Consider the following 23,712-nt stretch of genomic DNA (forward strand, 5'->3'; position numbering starts at 1 on the left):
CGCCGCGCGCCGGCGGGTCACGCCGGGCGGGGCTGCGGACGTGACGTGAAAACTGGATAGTCGGGTCGACGCCGGGCGTCGGCACGTGACCGCGACCGGTCGACCTCGTCGGCCGCCGTGGTGGCGTGCCGGCCCGGTGCCGACCCCTCAGGCCCGTCGGCCGGAACCCCGGCCCGACACCCGCCGCCGCAGCCCGGCGGCGCGACCGTTACAGGGAGACAGGACAGCCGTGGCACCACCTCAGGGACAGATGCGCCCCGGACGGCAGCTGGCCGTGCTCGGGCTCATCTTCGTCGTCCTCTACCTACTGGTGTTCTTCTCGGGCGGCGCCAGCGGCGGCTTGAAGGACCGGCTCGAGCCCCGGCTCGGCCTGGACCTGGTCGGCGGCACCCGGCTGACGCTGGAGGCGACCAACACCGTCGACGGCCGGGCCCCGACGGCGGAGAACCTGGAGGAGGCCCGCCAGATCATCGAGAGCCGGGTCAACGCCTTCGGTGTGGCCGAGGCCGAGGTGGTCACCGAGGGCAACCGGAACATCGTGATCTCCCTGCCCGGTGAGAACCGGGACCTGACCGAGGTCGGCAGCGCCGCCGAGCTGCGCTTCCGCAAGCTGCTCAAGGCCGCCGACGGCAGTGGCGCGGCCGCCGCACCGGCCGCCACCCCGGCGCCGTCGGGCAGCGCCAGCCCGGCGCCGTCCGGTAGCGCCACGCCGACGCCGTCGGCCAGCGCGCCGAAGGCGACCACCTCCCCGAGCGCCGGTGGCCAGGGCGGCTCCGCCCCGGCGCCGAGCGCGACCCCGTCCGGGTCCGCCTCGCCGAGCGCGGCCGCGCCGTCGCCCAGCGCCAGCGCCGCCCCGGTGCCGCAGAGCGTCGAGGAGCAGCGCAAGGCGGTCGAGCAGAAGGTGGGCGCCGCCGCCTGGGCCGCCGCCAGCGGCCTGCAGGGCCCGGCCGACCTGAGCGCCGACCCGTCGCTGGCCGAGAAGCTCAAGCCGTTCGCCTCGCTCACCCCGCGCGAGGTAGCGGTGCTGCCGGCGACGATGCAGTTCAACGTGCCGCAGATCAGCTGCGCCCAGCTCGACGACCGGCCGCCGGCGTCGATCTCCGACCCGAACCAGCAGGTCGTGGCCTGCGAGGACGGCGCCGCGAAGTACCTGCTCGACGTGGCCAAGGTGCTCGGCACCGACGTCAGCGACGCCAACGCGGTACTCGACCAGACCAGCGCCTGGGTGGTCAGCCTCGACTTCACCGGCGACGGCCAGGAGAAGTGGACCAACCTCACCCGCGAGGCGTTCAACAACGAGGGCGGCGCCTGCGACGCGACCGCGCTGGGGCAGGACGGCAAGTGCCGGGTCGCCGTGGTGCTGGACAACGAGATCGTCTCCTCGCCCGAGATCCAGGGTGTGCTGACCGGCAACTCGCAGATCACCGGCAGCTTCAACCAGAAGGACGCCAGCGAGCTGGCCGGCCAGCTGCGCTACGGCGCGCTGCCGCTGACCTTCGAGGCGCAGGAGCAGCAGAACGTCACCGCCACCCTGGGCGCCAGCCACCTGCGGGCCGGCCTGCTCGCGGCGGGCATCGGCATGCTGCTGGTCATCATCTACTCGTTCTTCTACTACCGGCTGCTCGGCTCGGTGATCTTCCTGAGCCTGATCCTCTCGGCGCTGCTGGTCTTCGGCGCGCTGGTGGTGCTCGGCCGGCAGATCGGCTTCACCCTCACCCTCGCCGGCATCGCCGGCATGATCGTCTCGCTCGGTGTGGCGGCGGACTCGTTCGTCATCTACTTCGAGCGGCTCAAGGACGAGATCCGGGAGGGCCGCAGCCCGCGCAGCGCCGTGCCGCGTGCCTGGATCCGGGCCCGGCGGACGATCATCTCGGCCAACGCCATCACCCTCATGTCGGCCGTGGTGCTCTACATCGTCTCGGTCGGCACGGTGAAGGGCTTCGCGTTCGCTCTCGGTCTGGCCACCGTGCTGGACCTGGTCGTGGTCTTCCTGTTCCGCCACCCGATCATGACGATGTTCGCCCGGACGCGGGCGTTCCTGTCCCCGCGGGTCAGCGGACTGGGCCGGGCCCTGCCCGCCCGGACCCAGCAGGCCACGCCCCGCAACCCGCGTGCCAAGGAGGCCTGAGATGGCTGGAAGTGGTCTGGCGAGTCGCCTCTACCGGGGCGAGGCCGGTCTCAACATCATCGGCCGGCGGAAGCTGTGGTTCGCCGTCGCCGGCGCGCTGATCCTGATCGCGGTGCTCAGCGTCTCGCTGCGCGGCTTCAGCCTCGGCATCGAGTTCGCCGGCGGCAACTCGTTCCAGATCCCGGCCAGCGTGGGCACGCTGGAGCGGGCCGAGGAGCAGGTCGACGCGGCGCTCGCCGAGGTGGGCGACGGCGCCGAGGTGGTCACCGCGCAGAAGGTCGGCGGCACCGGCGGCGACTTCTACGAGATGCGCACCACCCAGCTCAGCGCCGAGCAGGCCAACGACGTCAAGGCGGAGATCGCCCGCGAGTTCGGCATCGACCCGGCGCAGATCAGCGGCAACCAGGTCAGTGAGGCGTGGGGCAGCCAGGTCACCGAGCGGGCCCTGCTCGGTCTGGTGATCTTCGTGGCGCTGGTGATGGTCTACCTGGTCCTGCGCTTCGAGTGGCGGATGGCGGTCGCCGCGGTCGCCTCGCTGGTGATGAACCTGATCCTGACGGCGGGCATCTACTCGCTGGTCGGCTTCGAGGTCACCCCGTCGACGATCATCGGCTTCCTGACGATTCTGGGCTTCGCGCTCTACGACGTGGTGGTGGTCTTCGACAAGGTCCAGGAGAACACAAGGGGCATCACGGCCAACAACAACCAGACGTACGGCGAGGCGGCCAACCTGGCCATCAACCAGAGCCTGATGCGGTCGCTGAACACCTCGGTGGTCGCCCTGCTGCCGGTCGGCGGCCTGCTCTTCATCGGTGCCGGCCTGCTCGGCGCGGGCACCCTGAAGGACCTCGGCCTGGTGCTCTTCGTCGGTATGGCGGTGGCCTTCCTGACCTCGATCCTGCTGGCCACCCCGCTGCTGGTGCTGCTGAAGAACTACGACCCGCGGATCCAGGCGCACACCAAGCGCGTCCTGGCCCGCCGGGGCGCCGTCGAGCGGGGCGAGATCACCCCGAAGGGCGCCCCGCGCACCGGCGCGGAGGCCCCTGTCGAGGTAGACCCGGAGGCGGCGGCGCTGGCCGGCGCCGCGCCCAAGGTGGGCGCCCGGCCGACCGGCAAGCGGGCCGGTGGCGCCCGGGGCGGGCGGCCGGCCGGTGGCGGCGGCAACCGGCCGGGCGGCAAGCGGCGCTGACCGCGCCCGGGGACACCCGGTAGCAGACGACCCGACGGCGTCCTTCATGCTGTGCGAGCAGCACGAAGGACGCCGTCGTCGTGGAAGGGACACAGAACTGCCGTGACGGAGACCCACAGCACCGGACTTCGCGGGGACAGCGGGTTGGACGCCGCACAACTGGTCGCCAGCCGGGTGCTCGACGTGCCCGACTTCCCCAAGCCCGGTGTCGTGTTCAAGGACCTGATGCCGCTGTTCGCCGACGGTGCGGCGTTCCGCGAGGTGGTGGACCGGATCATCGCGTACCACGGGCCGGACTCGTTCGACGCGGTGGTGGGCATGGAGGCGCGCGGGTTCGTGGTCGCCGCCGCCATCGCGTACGCGACCGGGGTCGGCGTGGTGCCGGTACGCAAGGCCGGCAAGCTGCCCCGGGCCGTGCACTCGGCCTCGTACGAGCTGGAGTACGGCGAGGCCACCCTGGAGGTGCACCAGGACGCCTTCACCGCGGGGCACCGGGTGCTGGTGGTCGACGACGTGCTCGCCACCGGCGGCACCGCCGCGGCCACCCTGGAACTGGTGGAGCGGGCCGGCGGCACGGTGGCCGGCTTCACCGTGCTGCTGGAACTCGGCTTCCTCGGTGGCCGGGAGCGACTGGCCCCGCGTCCGGTCCATGCCCTGCTGACCGTTTGAGCTGCCCGGCCGTCGGACGGATCCGGCGCGGTCCGTCCGGCGGAGCGGCGGGGTACCGTGCGTGCGGGTAGCATTGCCCTTTGCTGACCGGGCGGTGACCCGTCCGGGTGGCGCGAGACCAGGCCGGCCGGCGCACGGTCGGTGTTCTTCCGGCGAGCGGTGAGGAGGCCGGTGTCCCACGATGTCGTCCCTCCGGTGGAGGGCACGGTGCACCCGACAGGCGACGCGGACGGCTCGGCGACCGGCCGGAACGGTGACGCTTCGGCCCGGGTGACGGGCTCTGGCAACGGCTCCGGCCCGGCCGAGGGCGTACGCGCCGGCACGGCCCGGGCCGACGGCGCCCGGCCGGGGGCGGACGCGGTCGTGGTCCCCTTCCCGACCGACGCCGGCGAGCCCACGCCCAGCGCCGGGTTCGCCCTCTCCAACGCGCCCACCGGCCGCCGGGTACGCGCCCGGCTGGCCCGGTTCAACGCGCCCTGGCAGACCTCGCAGGTCAGCGAGGTGCTGGAGCCGCTGATCTCCACCCACCGGGAGAACCACCCGAAGGCCGACGCGCGGCTGCTCCAGCGCGCCTTCGACACGGCGGCCCGGTGGCACTCGGGGCAGTACCGCAAGTCGGGCGACCCCTACATCACCCACCCGCTCGCGGTGGCGACCATCCTGGCCAACCTCGGCATGGACACCACCACGCTGGTCGCCGCGCTGCTGCACGACACGATCGAGGACACCGAGTACACCCTCGACCAGATGCGCGCCGACTTCGGCGGCGAGGTCGCGCTGCTGGTCGACGGCGTCACCAAGCTCGACAAGGTCAAGCTGGGCGACGCGGCCAAGGCCGAGACGATCCGCAAGATGGTCGTCGCGATGGCCAAGGACCCGCGGGTGCTGGTGATCAAGCTGGCCGACCGGCTGCACAACATGCGCACCCTGACCTTCCTGCCCCGCCCCAAGCAGGAGCAGAAGGCCAAGGAGACGCTGGAGATCCTGGCCCCGCTGGCGCACCGGCTGGGTATGAACACGATCAAGTGGGAGCTGGAGGATCTCGCCTTCGGCACGCTCTTCCCGAAGCGCTACGAGGAGATCAACCGCCTGATCGGGGAGCACCAGCCGCAGCGCGAGGCGCTGCTGCGCCAGGTCACCCAGAAGGTGCAGACCGACCTCAAGGCCGCGAAGATCAAGGCGGAGACCACCGGCCGGCCGAAGCACCTCTACTCGATCTACCAGAAGATGATCGTGCGGGGTCGCGACTTCAACGACATCTACGACCTGGTCGGGGTGCGGATCCTGGTCGACACCGTGCGCGACTGCTACGCGGCGCTGGGCGTGATCCACGCCAACTGGCAGCCGGTGCCGGGCCGGTTCAAGGACTACATCGCGATGCCCAAGTTCAACATGTACCAGTCGTTGCACACGACGGTCATCGGGCCCACCGGCAAGCCGGTGGAGATGCAGATCCGCACCTACGCGATGCACCGCACCGCCGAGTTCGGCATCGCCGCGCACTGGAAGTACAAGGAGCACAAGGGCACCCAGATCGTCGGCCCGCCGGCGCACATCGACGAGATGACCTGGCTGCGCCAGCTGCTGGACTGGCAGCGGGAGGCGGCCGACCCGAGCGAGTTCCTCGACGCGCTCCGGTTCGATCTGTCCAGCCAGGAGGTGTACGTCTTCACCCCGAAGGGTGACGTCATCCCGCTGCCGACCGGGTCGACGCCGGTGGACTTCGCGTACGCGGTGCACACCGAGGTGGGGCACAAGTGCATCGGGGCGCGGGTCAACGGCAAGCTGGTGCCGCTGGAGTCGACGCTGTCCAACGGCGACGTGATCGAGATCTTCACCTCGAAGTCCGACACCGCCGGCCCGACCCAGGACTGGCTCGGTTTCGTCAAGAGCCCCCGGGCGCGGACGAAGATCCGCCAGTACTTCAACAAGGAGCGGCGCGAGGAGGCGATCGAGGCCGGTAAGGACGCGATCGTCAAGGCGATGCGCAAGCAGGGCATGCCGTTGCAGCGGATGCTCACCCCGGACGCGCTGATGGCGATCGCCCGGGACCTGCACCTGCCCGACGTCGCTTCCCTCTACGCCGCGGTCGGCGACAGCCAGGTCTCCGCCCAGTCGGTGGTGCAGAAGCTGATGGCCGCGTACGGCGGCGAGGAGGGCGCGGCGGAGGACATCGCCGAGACCGCCGTCGCCACCCGGCCGCCGCGCAGCCGGCAGAGCAGCAGCGACCCGGGCGTCGTGGTACGCGGGGTCAGCGACGTGTGGATCAAGCTGGCCCGCTGCTGCACCCCGGTCCCGCCGGACGCGGTCTTCGGGTTCGTCACCCGCTCGGGCGGGGTGAGCGTGCACCGCGACGACTGCGCCAACGCCGAGGACCTGCGGGCCCAGGGCGAGCGGGTGGTCGAGGTGAGCTGGAAGCTCACCAGTGCGTCGACGTTCCTGGTCGCCATCCAGGTGGAGGCGCTGGACCGGCACAAGCTGCTCGCCGACGTCACCCGGGTGCTCTCCGACGAGCGGGTCAACATCCTGTCCGCCACCGTCACCACCACCCGGGACCGGGTGGCGGTGAGCCGGTTCAGCTTCGAGATGGCCGACCCGAAGCACCTCGGGCACCTGCTGGCCGCGGTCCAGGTGGTCGACGGCGTCTTCGACGCCTTACCGCGCAACCTCCGGCGCCTAACCCCACCCCCACCTCTTCACCCCTTACCCTCACCCACCCCCCCCGGGCCCCGGAGCCCCCGAGGAACTCGTTGATCATGAGGCTGGCGGCGGCTTCGAGATCGAGACCGCCGTCAACCCCATGATCACCGGGGCAGGGGAGGGGGGTGGGGAGGGGGAGGGAGGGGGGAGGGCGCGCCCGCCGGGGGCTGGCGGCGCTTCAGGTGCGGGGTGGGCGGGTCGAAGCCCTGGGGGCGCTCATGGTGAGCTTGTTGATGGTGATCTCCTTCTTCGGGTGACCACCGCCGGCCTGCTGGGCGAACGCCTTGTCGTCGCCGGCCGCCGCGACCTGCTTGACGATGTCCATGCCGCCGGTGATGGTGCCGAGCACCGTGTAGTTCGGGTCCAGCGGCGAGTCGCCGTAGACGATGAAGAACTGGCTGCCCGTGCTGCCCGGCTGGCCGGAGTTGGCCATGGCGATCACGCCCTCCGGGTACGGCGGCCGCTTGTCGGTCGGCAGGTTCTCCTCGGCGAGCCGGTAGCTCGGGCCGCCGGTGCCGTCGGTCTCCCGCCAGCCCTTGCCGGTGGCGCTCGGGTCACCGCACTGGAGCACCTTGATGCCCTCGGTCACCAGCCGGTGGCACTTGCTGTTGTCGAAGAAGTTCTTCTCGGCCAGGTGGGTGAAGCTGCCCGCCGTGCAGGGCACCGCGGCCCGGTCGACCTTGGCGGTGATCGGCCCCAGGTTGGTGTCGATCGTCATGGTCTGCACGCCGGTGTTCGACTGCTGCGCCGCCGGCAGCCCGACGTCCTTGATCTGCTTGGTCCGCTGGTCGGCCGGGAGTTCGGTGAAGGCGCACTGGGCGAAGCCGGCCTCCGGCGCCGCGGTGTCGGTCTTGTCGTCGTCACCCAGGCTGGCGGCGAGCCAGACCGTCCCGGCGACCACCAGCAGCAGGGCCGCGGCGGCCCCCACGATCGCCTGCGTCTGCCGGCGCTTGCGGGCCTTCGCCGCGCGCTCGGCCATCTCCTTCTCGAGCCGGGCGCGGGCCGCCGCGCGCTGCCGCTCTCTGGTGGACGTCACGCCTGGATCCTCCTGGACTATGTCGGGCGCGGCCGGTGCCGCTGAAGTGGATGGGGCCGGGTCAGCCCGCGCTCGGGCTGGCCGACGGAGCGCCGGTCGCCGAGGGCGTGGGTGCCGGCGCCGCCGTGGCCTGCGCCACCGGCTCGCCCACGGTGAGGCTCTGGATCACCACGTCGGTCTTCGGCTTGACCTTGGCTCCGTTCCCATTGTCCACGGTCTCCAGGGCACCGATCTTCTCCACCACGTCGATCCCGCCGGTGACCCGGCCGATGATCGGGAACTTCGGGTCGGTGGTCTGGTAGTCCTTGAAGAAGATCAGGAACTGGCTGCCGTTGGCGCCCGGCGGGTTGGCGATCATCGCGACCGTGCCCTTCGGGTACGCCGGGGGCTGGTCGGGCGCGGGGCTGGCCGACGGGGACGCCGACGGGGCGGTGGGCACGTTCTCGTTGTAGAAGGAGTAGGTCGGACCACCCAGACCGGTGCCGCTGGGGTCACCGCACCGCAGCGCGCCCTCGGCGGTGATCTCGTGGCACTTGGTGTTGTCGTAGAACGACTTGCTGGCCAGGTGCGCCATGCTCGCCCCGCCGCACGGCGCGGTGGCCAGGTCGAGCTCGACGGTGATCGGCGCGCCCTGGTTGGTGGTGATCGTCATCGCCCGGACGCCGTCGGTGGGCAGGCCGGTGGTCGCCGGGGTGCCCACGTCCTTGAGGTTGGTGTTGGCCGTGGCGTCCTGCGGGGTCCAGAGGCAGATCTCCTCGGCGGCGGTGTTCTGCTCGTCGTCGCCGTCGAAGGCACCCAGCGCCCAGGCCGAACCGGCCACGATGAGCAGGAGGACGACGGCGGCGCCGACGCCCGCCTGGATCTGCCGGCGACGCCGGGCCCGGGCGGCCCGGCGGGCCAACTGCCGGTCGAGCTTGGCCCGCGCCAGTTTGCGCTGCCGGTCCCTGCTGGAAGCCACCCGCGCTCCCCTTCCTCTACCCTGGTCGTCACCGGCGGACGGACGGCCCGCGCCCCGTCGGGCGGCACGTGCGCCGCGCCACACGCCCGCCAGAGTGTACGGCTACCGACTGGGAATGTGGTGTACGAGGTCCAGGCTGGGCTTATCGGAGCGCGTCACTGTGCCGTACGGGGCCGGCGGGACGGATGCGCAGAACCGGGTCGCGCCGCCGGTTAGGCTGCTCACAGGGACGCAGAGCTCGACGGAAGGGGAGCGCCCGTGCTGGTGGCCGGCTTTCCCGCGGACGCCTTCGGCACCAACTGCTACGTGGTCGCCGCCGCGCCCGGGGAACAGTGCGTGGTGGTCGACCCCGGTATCGGGGTGCTCGACCGGCTCGACGCGCTGCTCGCCGAGCACCGCCTGCACCCGGCCGCCGTGCTGCTCACCCACGGCCACCTGGACCACACCTTCTCGGTGGCGCCGGTGTGCGGCGCCCGCGGCATCACCGCGTACGTGCACCCGGACGACCGGGAGATGCTCGCCGACCCGACCAAGGGGCTCTCCACCGACCTCACCGCGCTGTTCGGCGGGCGGCTGCCCTACGCCGAGCCGGAGGACGTCGCCGAGCTCACCGACGGGCTCACTCTCGACCTCGCCGGGCTGACGATCACCGTCGACCACGCCCCGGGCCATACCGGCGGGTCGGTGCTGTTCCGGTTGCCGGGCGCCGGCTCGCCGTGGGAGGCCGAGGAGATCTGCCTCTCCGGGGACGTGCTGTTCGCCGGCTCCATCGGGCGCACCGACCTGCCGGGTGGCGACCTGCCGGCGATGCTCGCCAGCCTGCGGAGCAAGATCCTCCCGCTGGCCGACGACACCGTCGTGCTGCCCGGCCACGGCCCCGCGACCACCATCGGCCGCGAGCGCGCGAGCAACCCGTACCTCATCGAGGTGGCGGGCGCCGACGGCGCGCGAACGGCCGCTCCCAGCCGAGGCTGGTGACCCCCGCCCGCGCCGCACGCGGGCCCCACGACCTGACCGCGCCCCGCGCGGACCGCCAAGGAGTACGCCATGAGTAAGCCCACGCCCATCTCCGGCTTCCCGGAGTGGACGCCGCCGCAGCGGATGATCGAGCAGTACGTGCTGGACCGGATCCGGGCCACCTTCGAGCTGTACGGCTTCGCCCCGCTGGAGACCCGCGCGGTGGAGCCGCTGGACCAGTTGCTGCGCAAGGGGGAGACCTCCAAGGAGGTCTACCTGATCCGCCGGTTGCAGGCCGAGGCCGACAGCCCGACCGGTGACGACGCGCTCGGCCTGCACTTCGACCTGACCGTGCCGTTCGCCCGCTACGTGCTGGAGAACGCCGGCAAGCTGCAGTTCCCGTTCCGCCGCTACCAGATCCAGAAGGTGTGGCGGGGGGAGCGGCCGCAGGAGGGGCGCTACCGCGAGTTCCTCCAGGCCGACATCGACATCGTCGACCGGGACACCCTGGCGCCGCACCACGAGGCGGAGATGCCGCTGGTGGTCGGCGACGCGCTGCGCTCGCTGCCGATCCCGCCGGTGCGCATCCAGGTCAACAACCGCAAGATCTGCGAGGGCTTCTACCGGGGTGTCGGGCTCACCGACCCGGAGGCGGCGCTGCGCGCGGTGGACAAGCTCGACAAGATCGGCCCGGCTCGGGTCGCCGAACTGCTGGCCGAGACGGCCGGGGCGAGCGAGGCGCAGGCCAAGGCCGTGCTGGCGCTGGCCGAGATCTCCGCGCCGGACGCCTCCTTCGCCGACGCGGTGCGCGCCCTCGGGGTGACCGACCCGCTGCTCGACGAGGGGATCGAGGAACTGGTCCGGGTGGTGGAGACCGCGGCCGAGCACGCGCCGGGGCTCTGCGTGGCCGACCTGCGGATCGCCCGCGGCCTGGACTACTACACCGGCACCGTCTACGAGACGCAGATGGTCGGCTACGAGCGGTTCGGCTCGATCTGCTCCGGCGGCCGGTACGACAACCTGGCCAGCGCCGGCACCGCCCGGTTCCCCGGGGTGGGCATCTCGATCGGGGTGACCCGGCTGCTCGGCCTGCTCTTCGGCGCCGGCGCGCTGACCGTCTCGCGGGACGTGCCGACCTGCGTGCTGGTCGCGGTGACCAGCGAGGAGCAGCGCGGGGCGAGCAACCGGGTGGCCGAGGCGCTGCGGTCGCGGGGGGTGCCCACCGAGGTGTCGCCGAGCGCGGCGAAGTTCGGCAAGCAGATCCGCTACGCCGAGCGACGCGGCATCCCGTACGTCTGGTTCCCGGGCGCGGAGCAGGACGAGGTCAAGGACATCCGCTCGGGTGAGCAGGTGCCCGCCGAGGCGGGGGTGTGGATGCCCCCGGAGGTGGACCTGAAGCCCCTGGTGGGCTGAGCCGCCGGAGCGCCGGGCTGGGACGAGACTGGCGCGGACGGACGATCGGACCTACGGTGGCGTAAGTTACGCCACCGTAGGGAGATCCTTGTGACCGCACTGAGCCAGACCGCACTGCTCATCGAGTTGGAGCCGGTGGTCGAGCGCAACCTCGACCGGCACCTCTCGCTGGCCAAGGAGTGGTTCCCGCACGAGTACGTGCCGTGGAGCGAGGGACGCACCTTCGACGGTCCGCTGGACGGCCAGCCGTGGTCCGAGGCCGACTCGACCCTTCCCGAGGTGGCCCGGACCGCCCTGGTGGTCAACCTGCTCACCGAGGACAACCTGCCCTCGTACCACCACGAGATCGCCACCCTGTTCGGCCGGGACGGCGCGTGGGGCACCTGGGTGCACCGGTGGACGGCCGAGGAGGGGCGGCACGGCACGGCGATCCGCGACTACCTCACGGTGACCCGGGCGGTCGACCCGGTGGCGCTGGAGCGGGCCCGGATGACACACATGTCGGCGGGCTACGCCAACACGCACGACGACGAGGTGCTGCACTCGCTGGCGTACGTGTCGTTCCAGGAGCTGGCCACCCGGATCTCGCACCGCAACACCGGCCGGGCCACCGGCGACCCGGTCTGCGAGGCGCTGCTGGCCCGGGTCGCGGCGGACGAGAACCTGCACATGGTCTTCTACCGCAACCTGCTGGCCGCCGCCTTCGAGCTGGCGCCCAGCCAGGCCATGCGGGCGGTGGCCGACGTGGTGGCCGACTTCCAGATGCCGGGCAACGGGATCGAGGGCTTCGCCCGCAAGTCGGTGGCGATCGCGCTGGCCGGCATCTACGACCTGCGCCAGCACCGGGACGAGGTGCTGGTGCCGGTGCTGCGGCAGTGGGACATCTGGAACGTCACCGGCCTGGACGCCGACGGCGAGGCCGCCCGCGACCAGCTCGGCCGGCAGCTCGACGACCTGGAGCGCGCCGCCGCCCGCTTCGAGGACAAGCGCGACGCCCGCCGCGCCCGCCTCGCCGCCCGCTGAGCGCCCCACCCCCTCCCGGCGCTCCCGCTCCCCGAATGCTCCGGGCGCGACCGTCGCTGGCTCTCGGAACGACGACCGCGCCCGGAGCGGCTTGCCGGCGATCTTGCACTTGGCGCCCCGGCCAAAGCCGCATTCCACGCGTATCAGGGGCGGAAACTGCAAGATCGCGTGGGGGTGGGGTGGGGTGGGGTGGGGTGGGGCTAGGCGGGGGGGTCGAGGGGGAGGAGGAGGCAGGTGGAGGTGGCGTGGGCGACCAGGCGGGAGCGGGCGTCGACGAGCTTGGCCTCGGCCAGCGCGGTGCGGCGGCCGCGTTGCAGGACGGTGCCCTCGCAGCGCAGCACGCCGGAGTCCACGGTGACCGGACGCAGGAACTTCACGTTCAGGTCCAGCGAGGTGTAGCCGACGCCGGCCGGCAGCGTGGTGTGCACGGCGCACGCGGCGGCGGTGTCCAGCAGGGTGGAGATGACCCCGCCGTGCACGGTGCCGAGCGGGTTGTAGTGGAACTCCTGCGGCACCAGCTCGACCGCGACCCGGCCCTCGTCGGCCTCCATCCGGGTCATGTCGATCAGGTGCATCACCGGCGGCGCGGCCAGCTCGCCGGCGATCATCGCGCGGAGCAGCTCCAGCCCGCTGCGCCGGCCGACCAGCGCGGCGTTGAGGCCCGGGTCGGACCAGGAGAAGGTACGGCTGCGCGCCTGCGTCTGTGTCATGGACTCAGCCTGGCAGCCCGTTGCTGAGTCTGTCAATGAGACCTAGCCTGGAGGGCATGAGACCCCCCGCACTGGACTGGTCGGTGGAGAACTGCACCATCGCCCGGGCGATGGCGGTGCTCGGTGAGAAGTGGGCCCTGGTGGTGCTCCGCGAGGTGTTCAACGGCGTGCGCCGCTTCGACGACATGCGGATCCGCACCGGCATCCCCCGGCAGGTGCTCACCAACCGGCTGGCCACCCTGGTCGAGGAGGGGGTGCTGCGCAGGGAGCCGTACCGCGAGCCGGGCAGCCGGGAGCGGCACGAGTACCGGCTGACCGACAAGGGGCTCGACCTCTGGCCGGTGCTGGTCGCGGTGCTCGGCTGGGGGGACCGCTACCTGGCCGACCCGGACGGCTCCCCGTTGAGCGTCGGGCACCGCGACTGCGGCGGCGAGGTGCACGTCGAGCTGCGCTGCGAGCGGGGGCACCCGGTGACCGCCGTGCGCGACGTGGTGCCCCGGCCCGGCCCGGGGGCGCGCCGCCGGGCCGACTGACGGCCCGCCGCCGGTCCGGCGTCCCGGGTGGCTTCCCGCGGATCGGCTCGACGGCGGCGCGGCGACCGGCTCCCGCGCAGCGGGCCGATCCGGTCGCGCAGCGTGCCGATCCGCCGGTGCGGCGGCGCGGCCGCGGTTCCGTCGCACGGGAACGCGGGCGGGACGGCGGGCGGACGGTGGGCGCGCGGACGGGGTGGCCGCCCGCGCGCCGGGGGCGTCGCTACCAGCGGAAGCCGGCGGCGTACGACACGCTCGCCAGCACCTGCTGGCCGCTGGTGTTGGGGTGGAAGTAGTCCCAGCCGGAGAGCTGGCTGAGGGTGAACGGGTAGCCGAACACCGCGTTGCCGTCGAACAGGCAGTTCGCGCCGTACGCGGCGCAGGCCTGGGCCAGCTGGGTGTTGTAGTCGACCACCCGCTGCCGGACCCGGGCCCGCCGGTCCACGTCGGCCTGCGCGGTGGAGGTCGGGTTGGCCAACATGGACTGGCAGATGCCGAAGAGCGACCAGGCGCTGCGCGCGCTGCCGCTGGTCCGGCCCACCGACCAGAGCCGGTGGATGTCGGGGATGCTGATCACCAGCACCCGGGCGGTGGGCAGACCGGCCTTGAGCCGGTTGAGCGCGGAGTCGATGTTCGCCCGGAAGGTGCTCACCGGGGTCATGCCCGACTCGGAGCTGGTGCAGGCGTCGTTCGCCCCGATCAGCATGGTGACGTAGCCGACGCCCTGGCTGACCGCGGTGCCGGCCTGGCCGTACATGTCGGCCGACTTCGCCCCGGACCGGGCGTCGTTGTGGTTGCGGCCGCCGATCGCCGGGTTGACCGTTCGGATCCGCAGGTAGTGGCTGTTCACGGTGGCGTAGTCGCCGGTGCTGAACGACCGCGCGGTGCAGTCGACGTACCAGCCGCAGGCGTTGAAGCCGCGGGTGATGGAGTCGCCGAGGCTCGCCATCGAGCTCGGCGGCGGGCCGGGGTCGGCCTGGGCGGGGGAGGGGGCGACGGCGAGCAGGGTGACGGTGGCGGTGGCGCTGGCGAGGGCGGCCAGCGCGCGGCGGGCGAGGGACATGGTGGCCTCCGGATGACGGGTGCCGGAACTGCGCGGTGACCGGATCGTATAGATGACGGTCTCTGTCCACAATGTTGCCCGGGTGTTACATCGGGGTGTCGGGTCAATACGGGCAAACAGGGTCTTGCCGAGGATCTTAAACATGTGAATACTTCACTCAGTCCGGCCGGTTGCCCCCGATCGGCCAGGCATCGCCCCCGGGCCCCGTCACCTCCGGCGCGGCCCTGTCACCCCCTTCCGGGAGGTTGTTCCATGCGACCCACGAGGTCATCTCTCCGCCGCGCCGCCACCGTGGCCGCGGCCGGAGCCCTGGTCGCCGGCTCGCTGCTCGGCGCCCCCGCCCAGGCGGCACCCGCGGCTGCCACCCCCGACGCCGCGGCCGGCCTGGCTGAGCGCCTCGGCGACCGGTCCGCCGGCACGTACGCCGACGCCAGCGGCAAGATGGTCGTCACCGTGACCGACGCGGCCGCGGCCCGTCAGGTCCGGGCGGCCGGCGCCACCCCGAAGCTGGTCACCCGCGGCGCGGCCGAGCTGGCCCGGGCCACCAGCGAGCTGGAGAGCAGCGCCAAGATCCCCGGCACCGCCTGGTGGACCGACCCGGCCACCAACCAGGTCGTGGTCTCCGTCGACAGCACGGTCACCGGCGCCAAGCTGGAGCGGGTCAAGGCGGCCGCCGCGCGCACCAACGGCGCGGTCCGGATCGAGGCCGAGGCCGGCGTGTTCAGCACCCGGATCTCCGGCGGCCAGGCCATCTACGCCGGCGGCGGCGGGCGCTGCTCGCTCGGCTTCAACGTGCGCAGCGGCAGCACCTACTACTTCCTGACCGCCGGGCACTGCACCAACATCTCGTCCAGCTGGTACAGCAACTCCGCGCAGACCAACCTGCTCGGCACCCGTACCGGCAGCAGCTTCCCGGGCAACGACTACGGCATCGTGCGGCACAACAACTCCGCCAACGCGGCCGGCAACGTCTACCTCTACAACGGCAGCTACCGCGACATCACCGCGGCCGGCAACGCCTACGTCGGCCAGTCGGTGCAGCGCTCCGGCAGCACCACCGGCCTGCGCAGCGGCTCGGTGACCGCGCTCAACGCCACGGTGAACTACGCCGAGGGCTCGGTCTCCGGCCTGATCCGCACCAACGTCTGCGCCGAGCCGGGCGACAGCGGCGGCTCGCTGTTCAGCGGCAGCACCGCTCTCGGCCTGACCTCCGGCGGCAGCGGTAACTGCCGCACCGGCGGCACCACCTTCTTCCAGCCGGTCACCGAGGCGCTCAGCCGTTACGGCGTCAGCGTCTTCTGACCGATCCACGCCAGCGGGCCGCCGGAGCGATCCGGCGGCCCGCCCGCGTGTCCGGGCCGGGTCGCCCCGGGGTAGGAGCGCCCGGTGCCAGCCGGCGCCGGAGGACCCTGACAGAATGCGGGGAGCAGACGTGTACCGCAGATGAGGAGACGCAAGTCGTGATCCGTACCCATGACGCCGGCAGCCTGCGCGCGACGGACGCCGGCACCACGGTGACGCTCGCCGGGTGGGTGGCCCGCCGGCGCGACCACGGCGGCGTGATCTTCGTCGACCTGCGCGACGGCTCCGGCGTGGTCCAGGTGGTGTTCCGCGAGGAGGACGCGCACGCGCTGCGCAACGAGTTCTGCGTCCGGGTGACCGGCGAGGTGACCCGCCGCCCCGAGGGCAACGAGAACCCCGACCTGCCCACCGGCGAGGTCGAGGTGACCGCCGCCGAGCTGGAGGTGCTCTCCGAGGCCGCGCCGCTGCCGCTGCCGGTGGACGACCAGGTCGAGGCCGGCGACGACGTCCGGCTCCGCTACCGCTACCTGGACCTGCGCCGCAGCGGGCCGGCGACGGCGATGCGGCTGCGCTCCCGGGCCAACCAGCTGGCCCGCGCGGTGCTGCACGAGCGCGACTTCCTGGAGATCGAGACGCCGACGCTGACCCGCTCGACGCCCGAGGGCGCCCGCGACTTCCTGGTGCCGGTGCGGCTTCAGCCCGGCAGCTGGTACGCGCTGCCGCAGTCGCCGCAGCTGTTCAAGCAGCTGCTGATGGTCGGCGGCATGGAGCGCTACTACCAGATCGCCCGCTGCTACCGGGACGAGGACTTCCGTGCCGACCGGCAGCCGGAGTTCACCCAGCTCGACATCGAGATGTCCTTCGTCACCGAGGACGACGTGATCGACCTCGGCGAGGCGATCGTCGCGGCGCTCTGGTCCGACCTGGCCGGGCACGAGATCTCCCGGCCGATCCCGCGGATCACCTGGCACGACGCGATGGCCCGGTACGGCTCCGACAAGCCGGACCTGCGCTACGGCGTCGAGCTGACCGAGCTGACCGACTACCTGCGCGGCACCGAGTTCCGGGTCTTCGCCGGCGCCATCGACGCCGGCGGCTACGTCGGCGCGGTGGTGATGCCGGGCGGCGCCAGCCAGAGTCGCAAGGAGCTGGACGGCTGGCAGGACTGGGCCAAGGCGCGCGGCGCGCGCGGCCTGGCGTACGTGGTGCTCGACGCCGAGACCGGCGAGGCCCGTGGCCCGGTGGCCAAGAACCTCTCCGAGGCGCACCTGGCCGGGCTGGCCGACGCGGTCGGCGCCAAGCCGGGCGACGCCATCTTTTTCGCCGCCAGCGCCAACACCCGAGAGGCGCAGGAACTGCTCGGCGCGGCCCGGATCGAGATCGCCAAGCGGGCCGGGCTGGTCGACGAGAGCGCCTGGGCGTTCTGCTGGGTGGTCGACGCGCCGATGTTCGAGCGCACCGACGAGGGCGGCTGGACGGCCGTGCACCACCCGTTCACCTCGCCGAACGCCGACTGGGTGGACCGGTTCGAGGAGGCGCCGGACCGGGCGCTGGCCTACGCGTACGACATCGTCTGCAACGGCAACGAGATCGGCGGCGGCTCGATCCGTATCCACCGGGGCGACGTGCAGCGGCGGGTCTTCGACCTGCTCGGCATCACTCCCGAGGAGGCGCAGGACAAGTTCGGCTTCCTGCTGGAGGCGTTCAAGTACGGCCCGCCGCCGCACGGCGGCATCGCGTTCGGCTGGGACCGGGTCTGCATGCTGCTGGCCGGCGCGGACTCGATCCGCGAGGTGATCGCGTTCCCGAAGACCCGCGGCGGCTTCGACCCGCTGACCGGCGCGCCGACCCCGATCACCGCCCAGCAGCGCACCGAGGCCGGCATCGACGCCAAGCCCAAGCCGCAGCCCGCCGCACACCCCGGCACCGCCGGCCCCGCCGCCCCCGTAGCCGACCCCACCTGACCGACCCGGCCCCGCCGCCCCGTTGATCATGAAGTTGTTGCGTCGCGCCTCGGCGTGTCACGACAACTTCATGATCAACGCTGGGGGTGGGGCGGGATGAGGCTGCTCGTGGTGGGGGGTAGCGGGTTTCTGGGTGGGGAGGTGTGTCGGCGGGCCGTGGGTGCCGGGTGGTCGGTGGTGGGGACGTACCACTCGGGGGCGGTCGCGGTGCCGGGGGTGCGGGCGCGGCGGCTCGACGTGACCGACCGGGCCGCGGTCCGGGCGCTGGTCGCCGAGGTGCGCCCGGACGCCGTCGTCAGCACCCCCTACCGGTACGGCGACTGGGCGGTCACCGCGGACGGTGCGGCCCACGTCGGGTACGCCGCGGCCGAGGCGGGGGCCCGGCTGGTGCACATCTCCAGCGACGCGCTGCACGCCGGCCGCCCCGAGCCGTACGGCGACGACGAGCCGCCCAGCCCGGTGTTCCCGTACGGGGCGGCGAAGGCGGCCGCCGAGACGGCGGTGCGCGCCCTCGACCCGGGCGCGGCGCTGGTGCGTACCTCGCTGATCGTGGGGGAGGGGAGCAAGCAGATCCAGCTCTGCCACGACGCCCTCGCCGGCCGGGCGCGCCTGTTCACCGACGAGCTCCGCTGCCCGGTCGACGTCACCGACCTGGCCGCCGCCGTGCTGGAACTGGTCGCCACCGACTACGCCGGCCCGCTCAACGTGGCCGGCCCGGACGCGGTCAGCCGCGCGGAACTGGGGCTGCTGGTCGCCGCCCGGCACGGCATCGACCCGGCCGGCATGACCACCACCACCGGCGCCGCCGCCGGGCTGCTCCGGCCCACCGAGGTACGCCTCGACTCCGCTCGCGCCGCCGGGCTGCTACGCACCCGGCTGCGCGGCGTCCGGGAACTGCTCGCCGGCTGACCCCACCGGCCACGCGTCCTCGCTCGTGCACACTTTCTATGCACAAGAGTTGTGCATAGAAAGTGTGCACAGATATTGTGCATACATGGACGACGAGCGAGCCGAGCCGCGCGCGGTACGGCTGAACCACGAGCAGGTGCGGGTGCTGGCGCACCCGCTGCGGATGCGGCTGGTCGGCGCGTTGCGGGTGAAGGGGCCCGCCACCGCCACCACCCTCGCCGAGCTGCTGCACACCAACACCGGCGCGACCAGCTACCACCTGCGCCAGCTCGCCGAGGTCGGCCTCGTCGTCGAGGCCCCCGACCTGGCCAGCGGGCGGCAGCGCTGGTGGCGCGCCGCGCACGACGTCACCAACTGGGAGCCCACCGACTTCGATGACGACCCGGACGCCCGGGCCGCGATCGAGTGGATCCAGGGCGACCAGGTGCGGCTCCTGGTGGAGCACGCCGAGCGGTGGTTCGCCCGCCAGCACGAGTGGTCGGCCGCCTGGCGGGACGCCCTCGGCATGGGCGACATCTTCATGACCATGTCGCCGGCCCGGCTGGAGCAGCTCAAGACCGAGGTGTGGGACCTGCTGGAGCGCTACCGCGAGGAGAGCGACTCCGACGCGCCCGACGCCGAACAGGTTCAGGTCTTCGTGGCCGCCTACCCACTGTTCGAGGAGATGCGATGAGCGAGCGCAGCGAGCGTCAGGCTCAGCGCGAAGGTGCCGCACGGCGGCGCGGAGCGAAGCGGAGCGGCGGCGTGGGCGCCCTGTCCGTACGCCAGGTCCGGCGTCGCTTCCTGCTGCTGCACGGGCTGCGCTGGCTGCCCACCGGCCTGATGATCCCGGTGATGATCCTGCTGATGCAGGAGCGTGGCCTGACGCTGTCCCAGATCGGCCTGGTGTCGGTCGCCCAGGGGCTGGTCGTGCTGGCCCTGGAGCTGCCCACCGGCGGGTTCGCCGACGCGCTCGGGCGCCGCCCGGTCCTGGTCACCGCCTGGCTGATCAACCTCGGTGCCCTCGCGCTCTTCGCGGTGGCCGACTCGTTCGCGCTCTTCTTCCTGGTCTGGGCGTTGCAGGGCGTCTTCCGCGCGCTGGACAGCGGCCCGCTGGAGTCCTGGTACGTCGACGCCACCCTGGCCGCCGACCCGGAGGCGAAATACGAGCCGGGCCTCGGCTACGCCGGCACCGTCATCGGCGTGGCGATCAGCGCCGGCGCGCTGCTCGGCGGCGGCCTGGTCGCGCTCGGTCCGGTCGGGCCGGTCAGCGCGCTCACCGTGCCGGTACTGGTGGCGATCGCCCTCCAGGCGGTGGCCCTGGTCGCCCTGCTGGTGCTGATGCGGGAGGTCCGTCCGGGCCGGGGCGCCGGCGCCCTGCGCGCGTCGGTCGTCGAGGCGCCCCGGATGGTGGGGCAGGCGGTCGGCCTGCTGCGTCGCTCCCGGGTGCTGTTCGCGCTGGTCGCGGTCGAGCTGTTCTGGGGCTTCGGGATGGTCACCTTCGAGTCGCTGCTGCCGGTGCGGCTCGCCGAGGTGGTCGGCGACCCGGACCGGGCGGCGGCGCTGCTCGGGCCGGCCAACTCGGCGGCCTGGCTGGCCGGCGCGGCCGGCGCCGCCCTCACCCCGCTGCTGCTGCGCTGGCTGGGCGCCGCGCCGAGCGCCGCGCTGCTGCGCATCGTCCAGGGCGCCACGGTGGTCGGGATGGGGCTCTTCGCCGGCCCGGTCGGGGTGCTGGTCGCCTACCTGGCCTGCTACACCGTGCACGGGGCGTCCAACCCGCTGCACATGGGGCTGCTGCACCGGCAGGTCGACGGCCCGTACCGGACCAGCGTGATCTCGCTGAACTCGATGATGGGCCAGCCCGGCTTCGCGGTCGGCGCGGTCGTGCTCACCGCGCTCGCCGACTCGGTCAGCGTCACCGCCGCCATGCTGGTCGGCGCGGTGGTGCTGGCCGTCGCCGCCCCGCTCTACCTGCCCGCCTGGCGAGCCGACCGCAGGGGAGCACCGGCCCCCGGCACCACGCCGGAGGACGCGACGGACCCACGCCCGGCGACCCCCGCCCCCACCCCGGCGCACAACGGCTGACCTGGTGGTCGTCTGCTGCCGGGCCGGTGCCGATCGCGGGATCGGCCCTGCCCGGCAGCAGATTGTCGCCGTGGCTCAGCTGAGCCGGACCGAGCTGCGGGGCAGGGAGTCGGTGAAGCCGAGGCGGCGGTAGAGGCGGATCGCACCGACGTTGGCCGTGTAGACGCCGAGCGCCACGGTGTCGTGGCCGGCGAACAGGGCCCGGGTCATCCCGGCGGTGAGCGCCGCGCCCAGGCCCTGGCCGCGCCGGTCGGGTGCCACGGTCAGGCCGGCGAGGAAGCCGATGTCGCCCCGGCTGCGGTCCGCCCCGCAGGCGACCAGCCGGCCGCCGTCGCGGATGCCGTACCAGTCGACCACCCGGGGGTCGCCGGGGCGCGAGGTGGTGCTGGGGAAGGCGCGGTCGATCAACTCGGTGAGCGCCGGCTGGTCGGCCTCGGTGAGCCGGACCACCCCCTCCTCGCCGGGCTGGGGCGGCGGCGGGGTGGTGGTCCAGCGGAAGTCCCACTCGTCGTGCCGGTCCACCGCGAGCCGGCCGTCCAGTGCCGCCGGGTCGAGCCGGGGCAGGTGCAGCCACTGGCCCGGTTCGAGCACCCCGGCGGCGGCCAGCCCGGCGGCCACCTCGACCGCCGCCCCGGCGCCGCCGAGCGCGCCGCCGGCCGGCCCGTGGTCGGCGGGGAGCAGCCAGACCAGGGCGCCGTCGCGCTGCCAGCCGCGCGGCCGCCCGCCGTGCCAGAGCGCGTGCCGGGCGTACGGGTGGTGACCGGCGGCCGCCAGGATGGCGTCCCGCCCCTCCAGGACCTGGTCGGCGATGATCATGTGGCCAGCCTAGAGCCCCGGCGGGGGTCGCCGTCGCCGGCCCGGCGGACCGGTGACCAGGGCGGTCCACGGTGGAGATTGGCGCGCGGACCGATTGGGTACATCCCGCGCGACCTACTGGGACCCCCCTACCGGAGGAACGCCATGCTCGCCATTCTCGCGGCCATCGTCTTCGCCTTCACCCTGCTGCTGGACCTGCTGGACACCAACTTCGGCGCGCCGGATCTGTTCAACTGGAACACCCTCGTGCTCATCGGCCTGCTGCTGCTCTCGCTCTACCTGGCGGGGGTGGGCCGTGGCCCGGGTGGTGGCGGCGGCCGGGGTCGCTGGTACTACGGCCGGCGCCCGGGGCGGGGCTGACCGGAAGCGATCACCTGGGCCGGGTCAGCGGCGCGATTCCGGCGTCGCGGACCCGGCCCGGTACTGTTCTCGTGATGGAGTCCGACGCCCTCTTCTCCCTCGGTGAACCCGCCGGAGCGCCCAGCGCCCCCGCGGGTTCCGCAGGTGTGGACGGCTTCACCCCGGTGGCGGCGGATTCGCCCCTGCCCGTCCGGATGCGCCCGGCGAGCCTCGACGAGCTGGTCGGGCAGGACCACCTGCTCGCACCGGGCGCCCCGCTGCGCCAGCTGGTCTCCGGCGGCGCACCGCTGTCGGTCATCCTGTGGGGGCCGCCGGGCAGCGGCAAGACCACCATCGCGCACCTGGTGGCCCGGGCCACCGACCGCCGGTTCGTCGCCATGTCGGCGCTCTCCGCCGGCGTCAAGGACGTCCGGGCGGTGATCGACACCGCCCGCCGCCAGCGCCGTTCGGGCGGGCCGCAGACCGTGCTCTTCATCGACGAGGTGCACCGGTTCAGCAAGACCCAGCAGGACTCGCTGCTGGCCGCGGTCGAGGACCGCACCGTCACGCTGCTCGCCGCGACCACCGAGAACCCGTACTTCTCGGTCATCTCACCGCTGCTGTCCCGGTGCGTGCTGCTCACCCTCCAGCCGCTGGACGACGCGGCGGTGCGCGGGCTGCTGCGCCGCGCGGTCACCGACCAGCGCGGCCTGGCCGGCGCGCTGACTCTCGCGGAGGAGGCCGAGGACCACCTGGTCCGGCTCGCCGGCGGCGATGTCCGCAAGGCGCTCACCGCGCTGGAGGCGGCCGCCGCCTCCGCCGCCGCGCTCGGCACCGGCCGGATCGACCTGGCCACCGCCGAGCAGGCGGTCGACGTGGCGGCGGTCCGCTACGACCGGGCCGGCGACGCCCACTACGACGTGACCAGCGCGTTCATCAAGAGCATGCGCGGCTCGGACGTGGACGCGGCGCTGCACTGGCTGGCCCGGATGCTGGTGGCCGGCGAGGACGCCCGGTTCATCGCCCGCCGCCTGGTCATCTTCGCCAGCGAGGACGTCGGCATGGCCGACCCGGGCGCGCTGAGCGTGGCCACCGCCGCGGCGCACGCCGTGGAGTACGTGGGCCTGCCGGAGGCGCAGCTCAACCTCGCCCAGGCGGTGATCCACCTGGCCACCGCGCCGAAGTCGAACTCGGCCACCACCGCGATCGGGGCGGCGATCGCCGACGTGCGGGCCGGTCGGGGCGGGCCGGTGCCGCGCGGGCTGCGCGACGCGCACTACGCCGGCGCCAAGGGGCTCGGTCACGGCACCGGCTACCGCTACCCGCACGACGACCAGCGCGGCGTGGTCACCCAGCAGTACGTGCCGGACGACCTCGTCGGCACCGACTACTACCAGCCCAGCCAGCACGGCGCCGAGCGGGCGGTGGCCACCCGGCTGCCCCTGCTGCGGCGGATCGTCCGGGGGCTGCCGGCGCCGGCCGCCCCGGCGCAGGCCCGGCCGGAGGGTGCGGCTGCCGAGCAGAGCACGCGACCGGTGGCGCCGGTCGGGGGGGACGGGTCGGGCAACGGCCGTCGGTCGACGGGCCCGGGCGCCGGCGCGGCACAGGTAGGCGGCAGCAACGCCGCCGGGGAGGGTCAGCAGTGAGATCGCGTGGTTCGGAGCGACCGGAGGACGGCCCGGACGAGCGGCGCGATTCCCGCGCCAAGGGTCGCCGCTGGGGCCGGGGCAAGGCGGAGGCCGAGCCGGAGGAGCCGATCAGCGGCGAGGAGTTCGGCTGGATCGACGACCTGCGTACGGCCAAGCAGCAGCGTACCGAGCTGGGCCCCGGCGGCGGCGGTCCCGAGCCGGTCCCGCCGGCGCGCCCCGGCGCCCCGGTGCCACCCGGCCCGGACACCCCGCGCGGCCCGGCCGCGCCCCCGCCGCACCGCCGCGGTGAGGCG

At 73.3% G+C, this 23,712-nt stretch carries 19 protein-coding genes and 1 pseudogene; 15 read left to right on the top strand and 5 right to left on the bottom strand.

The genetic code is table 11. The annotated features are described in order from the left end of the window. The first annotated feature begins 229 nt into the window (after positions 1–229). The 4 genes and pseudogenes from secD to Q3W71_RS21120 all read left to right on the top strand — a co-directional run bounded on the left by secD (position 230) and on the right by Q3W71_RS21120 (position 6,666). Complete coding sequence (secD, locus tag Q3W71_RS21105) at positions 230–2,128, top strand: protein translocase subunit SecD (protein ID WP_302921109.1); 1,899 nt, start codon at positions 230–232, stop codon at positions 2,126–2,128. Position 2,129: 1 nt separating this feature from the next. Beyond that, positions 2,130–3,317 (top strand): protein translocase subunit SecF, encoded by a 1,188-nt coding sequence (gene secF, locus Q3W71_RS21110; protein ID WP_302921110.1) that lies wholly within the window; start codon positions 2,130–2,132, stop codon positions 3,315–3,317. A 102-nt stretch (positions 3,318–3,419) separates the two neighbouring features. Further along, the gene (locus Q3W71_RS21115; RefSeq protein WP_302921111.1) at positions 3,420–3,986 is read left to right on the top strand and encodes an adenine phosphoribosyltransferase; all 567 of its coding nucleotides are present in this window, start codon (positions 3,420–3,422) and stop codon (positions 3,984–3,986) included. A 195-nt stretch (positions 3,987–4,181) separates the two neighbouring features. Then, positions 4,182–6,666: pseudogene (locus Q3W71_RS21120) on the top strand (bifunctional (p)ppGpp synthetase/guanosine-3',5'-bis(diphosphate) 3'-pyrophosphohydrolase). Between the two features lie 198 nt (positions 6,667–6,864). Here Q3W71_RS21120 and Q3W71_RS21125 read toward each other — a convergent pair. Both Q3W71_RS21125 and Q3W71_RS21130 read right to left on the bottom strand, forming a co-directional pair. Continuing rightward, positions 6,865–7,722 carry a peptidylprolyl isomerase gene (locus tag Q3W71_RS21125; RefSeq protein ID WP_302921112.1) on the bottom strand — a complete coding sequence of 286 codons (858 nt, stop codon included), beginning with the start codon at positions 7,720–7,722 and terminating at the stop codon, positions 6,865–6,867. Between the two features lie 61 nt (positions 7,723–7,783). After that, positions 7,784–8,680: a peptidylprolyl isomerase gene (locus tag Q3W71_RS21130; protein WP_302921113.1), complete on the bottom strand. Its 897-nt coding sequence runs from the start codon at positions 8,678–8,680 to the stop codon at positions 7,784–7,786. A 258-nt stretch (positions 8,681–8,938) separates the two neighbouring features. Between Q3W71_RS21130 and Q3W71_RS21135 the strand changes: the two genes are divergently transcribed. From Q3W71_RS21135 to Q3W71_RS21145, 3 genes are all read left to right on the top strand, one after another. After that, positions 8,939–9,658 (top strand): MBL fold metallo-hydrolase, encoded by a 720-nt coding sequence (locus tag Q3W71_RS21135; protein WP_302921114.1) that lies wholly within the window; start codon positions 8,939–8,941, stop codon positions 9,656–9,658. Between the two features lie 69 nt (positions 9,659–9,727). Next, positions 9,728–11,050: a histidine--tRNA ligase gene (gene hisS / locus Q3W71_RS21140; protein ID WP_302921115.1), complete on the top strand. Its 1,323-nt coding sequence runs from the start codon at positions 9,728–9,730 to the stop codon at positions 11,048–11,050. Positions 11,051–11,140: 90 nt separating this feature from the next. Continuing rightward, a complete protein-coding gene (locus Q3W71_RS21145) occupies positions 11,141–12,073 on the top strand; it encodes an acyl-ACP desaturase (protein WP_302921116.1) in 933 nt (310 codons plus the stop codon). Between the two features lie 200 nt (positions 12,074–12,273). On the opposite strand, the gene Q3W71_RS21150 is transcribed toward Q3W71_RS21145, so the two are convergent. Then, positions 12,274–12,783 carry a PaaI family thioesterase gene (locus Q3W71_RS21150; RefSeq protein ID WP_302921117.1) on the bottom strand — a complete coding sequence of 170 codons (510 nt, stop codon included), beginning with the start codon at positions 12,781–12,783 and terminating at the stop codon, positions 12,274–12,276. Between the two features lie 56 nt (positions 12,784–12,839). Here Q3W71_RS21150 and Q3W71_RS21155 point away from each other — a divergent pair, with 56 nt between their 5' ends. Continuing rightward, on the top strand, positions 12,840–13,316 hold the full coding sequence (locus tag Q3W71_RS21155; protein WP_302921118.1) for a helix-turn-helix domain-containing protein: 477 nt from the start codon (positions 12,840–12,842) through the stop codon (positions 13,314–13,316). Positions 13,317–13,536: 220 nt separating this feature from the next. Here the strand turns inward: Q3W71_RS21155 and Q3W71_RS21160 are convergent, their stop codons facing one another. Continuing rightward, a complete protein-coding gene (locus tag Q3W71_RS21160; protein ID WP_302921119.1) occupies positions 13,537–14,376 on the bottom strand; it encodes an SGNH/GDSL hydrolase family protein in 840 nt (279 codons plus the stop codon). A 252-nt stretch (positions 14,377–14,628) separates the two neighbouring features. On the opposite strand from Q3W71_RS21160, the gene Q3W71_RS21165 reads away from it, so the two are divergent. The 5 genes from Q3W71_RS21165 (at position 14,629) to Q3W71_RS21185 (ending at position 20,615) form a co-directional block, all read left to right on the top strand. Continuing rightward, a complete protein-coding gene (locus tag Q3W71_RS21165) occupies positions 14,629–15,678 on the top strand; it encodes a S1 family peptidase (RefSeq protein ID WP_302921120.1) in 1,050 nt (349 codons plus the stop codon). 158 nt (positions 15,679–15,836) lie between these two features. After that, the gene (gene aspS / locus Q3W71_RS21170) at positions 15,837–17,642 is read left to right on the top strand and encodes an aspartate--tRNA ligase (RefSeq protein WP_302921121.1); all 1,806 of its coding nucleotides are present in this window, start codon (positions 15,837–15,839) and stop codon (positions 17,640–17,642) included. A 96-nt stretch (positions 17,643–17,738) separates the two neighbouring features. Continuing rightward, positions 17,739–18,551: a sugar nucleotide-binding protein gene (locus Q3W71_RS21175; protein WP_302921122.1), complete on the top strand. Its 813-nt coding sequence runs from the start codon at positions 17,739–17,741 to the stop codon at positions 18,549–18,551. A gap of 85 nt (positions 18,552–18,636) precedes the next feature. Then, positions 18,637–19,224, top strand: a complete 588-nt coding sequence (locus tag Q3W71_RS21180; RefSeq protein WP_302921123.1) for a helix-turn-helix domain-containing protein — start codon at positions 18,637–18,639, stop codon at positions 19,222–19,224. 71 nt (positions 19,225–19,295) lie between these two features. Beyond that, on the top strand, positions 19,296–20,615 hold the full coding sequence (locus tag Q3W71_RS21185; protein ID WP_302921124.1) for an MFS transporter: 1,320 nt from the start codon (positions 19,296–19,298) through the stop codon (positions 20,613–20,615). A gap of 75 nt (positions 20,616–20,690) precedes the next feature. Here the strand turns inward: Q3W71_RS21185 and Q3W71_RS21190 are convergent, their stop codons facing one another. Next, positions 20,691–21,431, bottom strand: coding sequence for a GNAT family N-acetyltransferase (locus tag Q3W71_RS21190; protein ID WP_302921125.1), 741 nt, complete (start codon positions 21,429–21,431; stop codon positions 20,691–20,693). 144 nt (positions 21,432–21,575) lie between these two features. On the opposite strand from Q3W71_RS21190, the gene Q3W71_RS21195 reads away from it, so the two are divergent. Both Q3W71_RS21195 and Q3W71_RS21200 read left to right on the top strand, forming a co-directional pair. Beyond that, on the top strand, positions 21,576–21,791 hold the full coding sequence (locus Q3W71_RS21195) for a hypothetical protein (protein ID WP_302921126.1): 216 nt from the start codon (positions 21,576–21,578) through the stop codon (positions 21,789–21,791). A gap of 74 nt (positions 21,792–21,865) precedes the next feature. Continuing rightward, positions 21,866–23,416 carry a replication-associated recombination protein A gene (locus Q3W71_RS21200; protein WP_302921127.1) on the top strand — a complete coding sequence of 517 codons (1,551 nt, stop codon included), beginning with the start codon at positions 21,866–21,868 and terminating at the stop codon, positions 23,414–23,416. Positions 23,417–23,712: the final 296 nt, after the last annotated feature.

The organism is Micromonospora sp. C28SCA-DRY-2 (assembly GCF_030519475.1).
GTDB lineage: Bacteria > Actinomycetota > Actinomycetes > Mycobacteriales > Micromonosporaceae > Micromonospora.

Coding starts and splice junctions, on each gene's coding strand:
- secF (WP_302921110.1), top strand. CDS start 2,130: ATGGCTGGAAGTGGTCTGGCGAGTCGCCTCTACCGGGGCGAGGCCGGT.
- hisS (WP_302921115.1), top strand. CDS start 9,728: ATGAGTAAGCCCACGCCCATCTCCGGCTTCCCGGAGTGGACGCCGCCG.
- Q3W71_RS21150 (WP_302921117.1), bottom strand. CDS start 12,783: ATGACACAGACGCAGGCGCGCAGCCGTACCTTCTCCTGGTCCGACCCG.
- Q3W71_RS21155 (WP_302921118.1), top strand. CDS start 12,840: ATGAGACCCCCCGCACTGGACTGGTCGGTGGAGAACTGCACCATCGCC.
- Q3W71_RS21160 (WP_302921119.1), bottom strand. CDS start 14,376: ATGTCCCTCGCCCGCCGCGCGCTGGCCGCCCTCGCCAGCGCCACCGCC.
- Q3W71_RS21165 (WP_302921120.1), top strand. CDS start 14,629: ATGCGACCCACGAGGTCATCTCTCCGCCGCGCCGCCACCGTGGCCGCG.
- Q3W71_RS21175 (WP_302921122.1), top strand. CDS start 17,739: ATGAGGCTGCTCGTGGTGGGGGGTAGCGGGTTTCTGGGTGGGGAGGTG.
- Q3W71_RS21180 (WP_302921123.1), top strand. CDS start 18,637: ATGGACGACGAGCGAGCCGAGCCGCGCGCGGTACGGCTGAACCACGAG.
- Q3W71_RS21190 (WP_302921125.1), bottom strand. CDS start 21,431: ATGATCATCGCCGACCAGGTCCTGGAGGGGCGGGACGCCATCCTGGCG.
- Q3W71_RS21195 (WP_302921126.1), top strand. CDS start 21,576: ATGCTCGCCATTCTCGCGGCCATCGTCTTCGCCTTCACCCTGCTGCTG.
- Q3W71_RS21200 (WP_302921127.1), top strand. CDS start 21,866: ATGGAGTCCGACGCCCTCTTCTCCCTCGGTGAACCCGCCGGAGCGCCC.